The sequence below is a fragment of the Streptomyces anatolicus genome (assembly GCF_019400875.1).
In the GTDB taxonomy this organism is placed as follows: domain Bacteria; phylum Actinomycetota; class Actinomycetes; order Streptomycetales; family Streptomycetaceae; genus Streptomyces; species Streptomyces anatolicus.
Genome location: NZ_WMBF01000304.1, coordinates 1 through 7,707 on the forward strand (window position 1 = coordinate 1; position 7,707 = coordinate 7,707).

Consider the following 7,707-nt stretch of genomic DNA (forward strand, 5'->3'; position numbering starts at 1 on the left):
TGCCCGCCCGGCTCAGCGTCCCGGGAAGACCGGGTTGGATGCGGCGGGCGGGCCCGGGGTTGTCGTGGGGTGGCGGGCCTCCGTGCGGACGTATGCCGCGTACGAGGGTGTGGTCGCGCCACTCCGCCATGCCTGCCCCCGGGCCGGGGTTCCCACGAGGCTCAGCGCCCCAGGACCGGCGGGCCCGGCAGGCCCGGGGTTGTCGTGGAGTGGCGGACCTCTGCCCGGGCGTATGCCGCGTACGAGGGCGTCGTCGCGCCACTCCACCGTGCCCGCCCCTGGGCCGGGGTTCCCGCGAGGCTCAGCGCCCCAGGGCTGGCGGCCCCGGCAGGCCCGGGGTTGTCGTGGGGTGGCGGATCTCCGCTCGGACGTATGCCGCGTACGAGGGAGGTGTCGTCGCGCCACTCCACCGCGCCCGCCCCCGGACCAGGGTTCCCGCCCGGCTCAGCGGCCCAGGAAGATTGGGTTCGTGAAGGCCGCCGGGGGGCCCGGCAGGGCCGGGGTTGTCGTGGGGTGGCGGACCTCCGCGCGGACGTATGCCGCGTACGAGGGTGTCGTGCGCCACTCCACCGTGCCCGCTCCGGACTCCGGCAGGGGCGCGCTCGTGTGCAGGACGCCCTGGTCGGTGATGATGCGGACCGTGCAGCCAGGGGTGCCCTTGACCTCCAGGCGGACCGTCACCGGCGTGTCGCGGTCCACGGTGAGGCGTTCGCCGATGCCCGCGTGTCTGCCCCGGCCGCCCGCCGCCGAGAACGCCAGCTCCACCGACTTCGACTCAGCGATGTAGGAGCGGCCCCTGCGCAGGCCCTCCTGGATGGCCTCGCGGGTCAGGTCGTCGGCGAGCACGACCGTCTGCGGGCCGCCGATCCGGTCGGGGTCGCGGTGCGCGTCGCTGTTGCCCATCGCCGGAATCCACGGCCGCCCGCCGCGTACGGAGGCCACGAGCATGCTGTCCCAGTCGGCGAGGGAGACCTCGTCGTCCGGGGTGTAGGCGCCGTTCCACACCTCCACCACGTCCGCCTCGCCGAAGCCGAACTTCCAGTTGCAGCCCACGCAGGTGGCGTGCGGGTGGGCGGGCACGACGAGGCCGCCCGCGTCGCGGATCCGCCGCGCGTACCTGCCGAAGCGGTTGTCCCGGGCGCGGTAGCGCCAGTCGACGAACGTGCCCGGGTCCGCGCCCAGGGAGAGCACGTGGCCGTTGCGGGTCGTCACCTCCTCGCCGAGCATGATCAGCAGGTCGTCGCCCGCGTGCTCGGCCCAGTGCGCGTGCGCCGAGTGCGTGTTGTGCTCCGAGCTGTTGATGAAGTCCAGGCCCGCGGCGCGGGCGAGCGCGGCGATCTCGGCGAGGGTGCGCCTGCCGTCGGAGTACACGGAGTGCAGGTGGCAGTCGCCCCGGTACCAGGCGCGGCCCCGGCCCTTCGCGCGCTCGGGAGGGTAGACCGACTTCGGGGTCCTGCCGGGCGCCCCGTAGGTGAGGGTGATCGTCACCTCGTAGGGGAGGCCTTCGGGGGCGACCGTGTAGGGGCCGAGGGCGATGTGCCAGGTGCCCGCGCGGATCCGGCCCGGGATGTAGCCGGGCGTCGCCTCGTCGGCGCGGATGAAGAACTCGGTGCGGGCGCCGCCCGACCAGCCCCGGAACCCCTTGCCGCCAAGCTCGGTGCCGCGCTCGTCGAAGACGCCGATGTCCAGGGCGTTGCCCTGCGTCCCGGCGGGGACGGGCGGCTTCTGGTAGGAGTACGAGACGCGCAGCTCGCTGACTCCCCCGGGGACCTCCACCGGCAGATAGACGAAGTCCGGGGCGCCCACGGGCAGCGTGCCGCGGACCGTCCTGGTCTCCTTGCTCCCCGGCTCGCGCCCCGGGGCGCGCCGTTCGGCGCCGCTCGCGAAGCTCACGCTGTTCAACGTAAGCGCGGCGGCGGCTCCCGTCACGAACAGTCCGCGCCGGTTCAGTCCCTTGTGGGCTGGGTGTACGGCGTTCTCGCACATGCTGCGGCTCCCCAGGGTGTCGATGGTGACGTGGGTGGTGCGTGCAACCCTGGTATTGAGCCGTGAACTGTGCGGCAAGGGAAGGAGATTGACGGTTTTCCACCCGGTGGCCGTAGAGCGGCCCGCCCTGGAGGCTCTATGACCTAGGGGGCCGGCGGCGCTACCCGGTGGCGCCCGCCGCCACCAGCACCGCCTCGGTCTCCGGATGCGGGCCGTGGCGCGCCCAGCGCAGCGGGGACCACCCCGTGCCGCCGTCCTCGCGGAGATTCGGGTCGGCGCCGTGGGCGAGGAGTGCGCGGACCGCCTCGACGTGGCCCCAGCAGGCGGCCCCGCACAGCGGCGTGCCCTCGGAGCCGTGGCCGCTCTCCGCGTCGGGGTCCGCGCCCGCCCGCAGCAGCAGCCGCACCGCCTCGGCCTCGCCGTGCACCGAGGCCGAGTACAGGGGCAGCGTCCCCTCGGCGTCCGGCAGGCGCGGGTCGACGCCGGTGCGCAGGACGGCGGCCACGACGGCGGTGTCGCCGGTCAGCGCGGCGAACACCAGGCGGCCGGTCAGCTTCTTCTGTCGTCTTCTGTTCATCGGCGCCACGGTAATGAGGCCGTGGCCATGGACCAACCGGCTTTCCGGGGATAGGAAGTGGCGAGGAAGCACCGAGGAAGCACCGACACCTCCGGAGGCACCCGTGCGCATCTCCGCGACCCTGTACCTGACCGACACCACGATCGGCCCGGCGCCGCTGGCCCGGGAGCTCGAGGGGCGTGGGTTCGACGGCCTCTACGTCCCCGAGCACACCCACATCCCCGTACCCGCCGAAACCCCCTACCCCGGCGGCGAGCTGCCGCCCGAGTGCGCCCGGATGCTCAGCCCCTTCGTCGCCCTCGCCCAGGCCGCCGCCGTCACGGAGCGCATCACCCTCGGCACGAACATCGCCCTGGTCGCCCAGCACGACCCCATCGACCTCGCCAAACAGGTCGCCACCCTCGACCACCTCTCGGGCGGCCGCGTCACCCTCGGCATCGGCTACGGCTGGAACCGCGAGGAGGCGGAGGACCACGGCGTCCCGTGGCCCCGGCGCCGGGACCTCGTCCGGGACCGGATGGCGCTCATGCGGGCCCTGTGGTCCGACCAACCCACGTTGTACGAGGGCGAGTTCGGGTCGGTGCGGCCGAGCGAGGCCTACCCGAAGCCGCTGCGCGCACCGCGCAAACGGCTCGCGAAGGGGCCGCTGTACGGGCCGCGCACCCTCATCGGCGGGGCCGCCGGGCCCGGCCTCTTCGCGCACATCGCGGAGTACGCCGACGGCTGGATGCCCATCGGCGGCAGCGGCCTGCGCGCGGCGCTGCCCGTCCTTCGCACGGCGTGGGCGGACGCGGGGCGCGAGCCGGACGACCTGTACGTGGCGCTGACGGGCGTCGTGCCGGACGCGGGCAAGCTCGCGCACTACGCCGAGCTGGGCGTCGACGAGGTCATCGTGCAGCTGCCCCCGGCCGGCGACGCGGAGGTGCGCGCCGCACTCGACGCGGCCCAGCGGCACGTGAACCCGTGAACCGGGAAACCCGTGAATCCGTGAATCCGTGAGCCCGTGAATCCCTGGCCCGGTCGCGCCCCGCCGGCCTGATCGGAAGTATCCGCACAGGTCAGGCGTTGTCGCTCGTATGCTCGGAGACATGACCAACAGCGCGCAGCCCGACGAGGCCGGACGACCCACCGCGAACGCCATGCGGCGCGCGCTCAGGCGGGCCAGGGACGGTGTCGCGCTCGATGTGACGGAGGCCGCCGTCCTGCTCCAGGCGCGCGGCGACGACCTCGACGACCTGACCGCGTCGGCGGCCCGGGTGCGTGACGCGGGCCTGGAGGCCGCGGGGCGCCCGGGCGTCATCACGTATTCCAAGAGCGTGTTCATCCCGCTCACCCGGCTCTGCCGTGACAAGTGCCACTACTGCACCTTCGCGACCGTGCCCGGCAAGCTGCGCCGCGACGGGCACGGCATGTTCATGTCCCCGGATGAGGTCCTGGACATCGCGCGGCGCGGCGCCGCGATGGGCTGCAAGGAAGCCCTGATCACCCTCGGCGACAAGCCGGAGGACCGCTGGCCCGAGGCCCGCGAGTGGCTGGAGGCCGAGGGGTACGACGACACCATCGCGTACGTACGTGCCATCTCGATCCGCATCCTGGAGGAGACGGGCCTGCTCCCGCACCTCAACCCGGGTGTGATGTCGTGGACGGACTTCCAGCGGCTCAAGCCGGTCGCGCCCAGCATGGGCATGATGCTGGAGACGACGTCGGAGCGGCTGTGGAGCGAGCCGGGCCGGCCGCACTACGGCTCGCCCGACAAGGAACCGGCCGTGCGGCTGCGGGTGCTGGAGGACGCCGGGCGCTCGTCGGTGCCGTTCACCAGCGGGCTGCTCATCGGCATCGGCGAGACGTACGAGGAGCGCGCGGAGTCACTGTTCGCGCTGCGCCGCGTGGCCCGCTCCTACCACGGCATCCAGGAACTGATCATCCAGAACTTCCGCGCCAAGCCCGACACGGCGATGCGCGGCATGCCGGACGCCGAGATCGACGACCTGGTCGCCACCATCGCCGTCGCCCGGCACATTATGGGCCCGGCGGGCAACATCCAGGCACCGCCGAACCTCATCGCGGGCGAGTACGAGCGGCTGATCGGCGCCGGCATCGACGACTGGGGCGGTGTCTCCCCGGTGACGATCGACCACGTCAACCCCGAGAAGCCCTGGCCGCAGCTGGACGAACTGGCCGAGCGTTCCCGCGCGGCGGGCTTCACGCTCGCCGAACGGCTCTGCGTCTACCCCGAGTTCGTCCAGCGCGGCGAGCCCTGGCTCGACCCCCGCCTGCTCCCGCATCTGCGCGCCCTCGCCGACCCGGAGACCGGCCTCGCCCGCCCCGACGCCACGGTCGAGGGCCACCCCTGGCAGGAGCCCGACGAGGGGTACGTCGCCTCGTCCGGCCGCACCGACCTGCACCGCACCATCGACACCACGGGCCGCACCACCGACCGGCGCGACGACTTCGACGAGGTGTACGGCGACTGGGAGGCGCTGCGCGAGCAGGCCGCGCCCGGCCTGGTGCCCTCCCGCATCGACGGCGACGTCCGCGCGGCCCTCGCCACGGCCGCCGACGACCCGACGAAGCTGACCGACGACGAGGCGCTGGCGCTGCTGCACGCCGATGGCCCCGCGCTCGACGCGCTCTGCTCGGTCGCGGACGACATCCGCAAGACGGTCAACGGCGACGACGTCACGTACATCGTCACCCGCAACATCAACTTCACCAACGTCTGCTACACCGGCTGCCGCTTCTGCGCCTTCGCCCAGCGCAGGACGGACGCGGACGCCTACACCCTCTCCCTGGACCAGGTCGCCGACCGGGCCGCGCAGGCCTGGGACGTGGGCGCCGTCGAGGTGTGCATGCAGGGCGGCATCCACCCCGACCTGCCCGGCACCGCCTACTTCGACATCGCGCGGGCGGTGAAGGAGCGCGTGCCGGGCATGCATGTGCACGCCTTCTCGCCGATGGAGGTCGTCAACGGCGCGACCAGGACCGGGCTCTCGATACGGGAGTGGCTGACCGCCGCCAAGGAGGCGGGCCTGGACTCGATCCCGGGGACGGCCGCCGAGATCCTCGACGACGAGGTGCGCTGGATCCTCACCAAGGGCAAGCTGCCGACGGCCACCTGGATCGAGGTCATCAAGACCGCGCACGAGCTGGGCATCCGTTCCTCGTCCACGATGATGTACGGCCATGTGGACCAGCCGCGCCACTGGCTCGGCCACCTGCGCACGCTGGCCGCCATCCAGCAGGAGACCGGCGGCTTCACGGAGTTCGTGACGCTGCCCTTCATCCACACGAACGCGCCCGTCTATCTCGCGGGCATCGCCCGGCCGGGGCCGACCACCCGGGACAACCGCGCGGTGACGGCGATGGCGCGGATCCTGCTGCACCCGCACATCCCCAACATCCAGACCAGTTGGGTGAAGCTCGGCCAGGAGGGTGCCGCCGAGATGCTCAGGTCCGGCGCGAACGACCTGGGCGGGACGCTGATGGAGGAGACCATCTCCCGCATGGCGGGCTCCAGTTACGGCTCCTACCGCTCCATCGAGGACCTGGTCGCCATCGCGGAGACGGCCGGGCGTCCCGCCAGGCCGCGTACGACGCTCTACGGCGAGGTGCCCGAGGAGCGGCAGCGGGCGGCGAAGGCCTCGGACGGGCAGCTGCCGGAGCTGCTGCCGCTGGTGGACTGACGTCCCTCAGCGGCAGCAGGGCGGGCGCTGACTAGCGGGTCAGCGCGCCGCCGAACTCCACGCGGTTCTCCGGGAGTCCGAGCGACTTCGGGCTGTAGGACGTGATGCCGGTGACGGTGAGGCCGCTCGCGGCACCGCGCAGGTACCAGGCGGCACCGGAGTCGGCGTAGGTGCCGTCCTCCGTGGGCGCGGTCGCCGTCAGGTCGGCCTTGCCGTCCTTGTTGGTGTCGGAGAGCAGGACCTGGGCGCCGAACTTGTCGTTCTTCTCCGAGACGCCGGGCACCCCGGTCGTGGACTGGTGGAAGGCCTGCGCGCCCGTGCCGGTCAGGCCGGTGCGGGAGCCCTTCAGGAGCACGGTGCTGCCCGCGTCCGTGACGGCGTCGATGTCCTCGCCGGGGATGCCGACGGCCACGTCCGCGTAACCGTCGCCGTTGACGTCGCCCGCGCTGATCGAGGAGCCGAACTCGTCACCCACCTCACCGACGCCGGGGACGCCCGCCGTGTCCTGGGTGATCTTCGCGGTGCGGGTCGCGGAGGGCCCGTCCGGCGTTCCGTACCTGACGAGGATCGTGCCCTTCTGGTAGGGCATGTCCTCGTAGTTGTTGCCGATGTCGCGGACGATCAGGTCGCCGTAGCCGTCCTTGTCGACGTCGGCGATCGCCCCGCTGTAGGTGGCGGCGAGCGGTGTGGACGTGGTGCTCACACCGTTCTTGCCGCCCTTCCAGAACTGGCTGCCGTACGCCCGCTCCTCGAAGCCGTGGCTGGAGACGATGTCGTCGGCGCCGTCACCCGTGACGTCGCCGACCACGAAGGCGGATTCGCCGAACTCCCGCTGGGTGGGCACCTGCTGCTTGCTCGCGGCCTTGCCGTCGCGGGTGAACGGTCCGTACGACACCGACATCCCGAAGAGGTCGTCGCCGGGGTCGGGCTCGCCCTCGATATCGCCCGTGACCAGGTCCCGCTTGCCGTCGCCGTTGAAGTCGCCGGCGGTGACGTCGCTGCCGCGCCAGGGCAGCTCGGAACTCCTCTCGCCGTGCAGGCCCAACGCCGAACCCCACAGAACGACGGCGTTGCCGTCGCCGCTGATGACGAGGTCCGTGTACTGGTCGTCGTCGAGATCGGCGGCAGCCGTCTGCGAGCCGAAGCGTCCGCCGTCCTGCGGGTCGCCGGGGACGCCCGGGGTGGCGCGGCCGAAGGTCGCGTGGGCGGTGTCGGGGCCCGAGGCCGAGCCGTAGATGACCGTGACCGTGCCGGGCGTCGTGCCTTGCCAGCCGCCGACCGAGGAGACCGCGACGTCGGCGTACCCGTCGTGGTTGAAGTCGACGAGCGGGGTGCGCGGCGGCACCGGGGCGGCCGACGCGGAGCCCGCCGTGGCGACGAGGGCGAGCGGCGTGAGGAGCGTGGTGACCGCGAGGGCGGCCGTGAGGGAGCGTCGCACTGGTTCTCCAGAGAGTTAAGGGG

The 7,707-nt window shown here is 72.8% G+C and carries 5 protein-coding genes; 2 read left to right on the forward strand and 3 right to left on the reverse strand.

Translation table 11 applies throughout. The features are described 5' to 3' along the window. Positions 1-444: 444 nt before the first annotated feature. A complete protein-coding gene (locus tag GKQ77_RS22960) occupies positions 445-1,986 on the reverse strand; it encodes a CehA/McbA family metallohydrolase (protein ID WP_219690822.1) in 1,542 nt (513 codons plus the stop codon). A 160-nt stretch (positions 1,987-2,146) separates the two neighbouring features. Then, complete coding sequence (locus GKQ77_RS22965) at positions 2,147-2,563, reverse strand: ankyrin repeat domain-containing protein (RefSeq protein WP_219690823.1); 417 nt, start codon at positions 2,561-2,563, stop codon at positions 2,147-2,149. Positions 2,564-2,666: 103 nt separating this feature from the next. Between GKQ77_RS22965 and GKQ77_RS22970 the strand changes: the two genes are divergently transcribed. Beyond that, positions 2,667-3,530, forward strand: a complete 864-nt coding sequence (locus GKQ77_RS22970) for an LLM class F420-dependent oxidoreductase (RefSeq protein ID WP_219690824.1) — start codon at positions 2,667-2,669, stop codon at positions 3,528-3,530. 121 nt (positions 3,531-3,651) lie between these two features. Further along, positions 3,652-6,246 (forward strand): bifunctional FO biosynthesis protein CofGH, encoded by a 2,595-nt coding sequence (locus GKQ77_RS22975; RefSeq protein WP_219690825.1) that lies wholly within the window; start codon positions 3,652-3,654, stop codon positions 6,244-6,246. A 31-nt stretch (positions 6,247-6,277) separates the two neighbouring features. Here GKQ77_RS22975 and GKQ77_RS22980 read toward each other — a convergent pair whose 3' ends face one another. Next, a complete protein-coding gene (locus tag GKQ77_RS22980; protein WP_219690826.1) occupies positions 6,278-7,684 on the reverse strand; it encodes an FG-GAP and VCBS repeat-containing protein in 1,407 nt (468 codons plus the stop codon). Positions 7,685-7,707: the final 23 nt, after the last annotated feature.